General features: G+C 74.2%; 1 protein-coding gene. It reads right to left on the bottom strand.

What is annotated here, in order from left to right; translation table 11 throughout:
* Nucleotides 1–15 precede the first annotated feature (15 nt).
* Nucleotides 16–1823, bottom strand: a 1808-nt coding sequence (locus tag ACFU7Z_RS39185) for a hypothetical protein (protein WP_380782934.1), incomplete at its 5' end; no start/stop codon positions are given.

The raw sequence follows: 1823 nt of genomic DNA, 5'->3' as shown, positions 1-1823 counted from the left end.
GTCACGTCCTCACTGTCAGGCGAGCTTCTGGCAGAGCAGCGCGTAGGGTCGGGCCGCCCAGAGCTGCCACCAGGGCTGGGTGTAGGCCAGGCCCGCGGCGACCTCGTCGTTGGCGCACTGGCCCTTGGCGAAGCCGTAGGAGAAGTCGCCGCCGGCGGCCGCGGTGGGGCGGTTGTCGCCCTTGTCGAACCAGAGCGTGCGGGTCGATGTCCCCAGCGGGGCCGCGGACTTGGCGCAGAGCGCGCCCATGGTGCGGCCGTCGCGGCTGTAGCCGGTGAGGACGGAGCCGGCCGGGCACTGGGCCTTGGCGTAGCCGGGTGCCCAGTCGGTGGTCACGTAGGTGCCGCCGTGGTCGACGACGTACGCGTGGCCGGCGTCCCAGAGGTCCGGTTTCGTGACGTCCGTGCACAGGCCGTTGTCGCCGCCGTGGCTGAGGCCGATCAGCCGGGTGCCGTCCGGGCAGGAGGCCTTGAGCGCGCGCGGGTCCCAGTCCGGCCGGGTCTTGAGGTAGGCGGAGCGGTTGTCGTCGAACAGGCCGGCGCTGAGCGCGGTCCAGTTCACCAGGGGCACCGGGGACTGTCCGGCGCCCACCGAGACGAGCGGCCATTCGCGGTGGAAGGCGAGGAAGGGCAGGTCGGCCTCGAGGATCGGGGTGCCGAGGATGGCGAGCCGGGCCATCAGCGCCCCGTTGATGTCGAGTCCGCCGTAGAGGGCGGCCGTGCCGTTGACGGTCGGCGTGGTGCTGGTGCCGTCGAGGACGACGGAGCCGTTGACGGCGGCCCGCAGGTACGGCTCGATGGAGGCCTTCACGCCGACCGTGTCGTACAGGGCGATCGAGCCTTCGGCGAGCAGGCCGGCCTTCGCCGAGGCGGAGCCCCTCAGGTCGAGGCGCAGCGGGGAGACGGTGGAGTTCCCGGGGTCGGTGGTGGTGGTCCAGCCCGGGCCCTTCACGTAGTCGGAGTGGACGCCCCACTGGCCGTCGTACGCCTGCTCGGCGTCGAGGGTGACGGTGCCGTCGGCGCTGACGTCGGCGGAGAGGGTGAAGGCCAGGTTGATCACGACGGGCAGCGGGCCCACCATCACCACGGGGCTGGCGCTGTACGTGGCCAGCGGGATCCGGACCGGCCCGGTGCTCGCGGAGAGGTTCGCGCTGACCCGCCAGTCCGCGTGCGCGCCCAGGGTGAAGCCGACCCGGGCCTGCTGGGGGTCGATGAGGCCGAGGCCGCCCTGGTAGGAGAAGTCGATGGCCGGGTGGAGCGAGACCGAGCCGGACAGCTTCGCCGAACTGCCGTCGGGCAGCGGGACGGTGGCGTCGGCGCTCAGCCCCAGGCTGCCGGAGACCGAGCCCTGGCCGGAGGTCGCTCCGAAGTCGGTGACGACCTTGACGCCGCCGATCTGCGGGTGGACCTCGAAGCTGCTCGGGCTGACGGCGCTGCGCAGGTTGGTGCTGGTGCCGCCGAGCAGTTCGGGGAGGGTGGCCGGGCGGGTGGTGACGGCCACCTTCCCGTCGGCGGTCGACTGCACACCGGTGACGGCGACCAGCGCGCCGTGCGGGGCCGCCGGGGTGGGCGGGCTGTCGATCAGCTGCCCGGGCTGGACGGCGGACGCGGCGTCAGCGGCCGTGGCCTGGGCGGACAGCGACTGCGGACCGGCGGTGGCCGGTGCGAGCACGGCGGTGCCGCTGCCCGGGTCGAAGGAGGAGAGCGCGAGGACGGGAGCGGTGGTGGCGGTCGCCGGCGCGCTGCCCTGCGCCGGGGCCGCCACCGTGGCCGCGGCCGTGCCGGACGTCGGGGGCGCCAGTGTCGCCGACGTGCTCGGGCTGT

It is taken from the genome of Kitasatospora sp. NPDC057518, assembly GCF_042802075.1.
Classification (GTDB): Bacteria; Actinomycetota; Actinomycetes; order Streptomycetales; family Streptomycetaceae; genus Kitasatospora.
The sequence above is the reverse complement of the archived record's forward strand: the minus strand, read 5'-3'. Positions and strand labels throughout refer to the sequence as shown.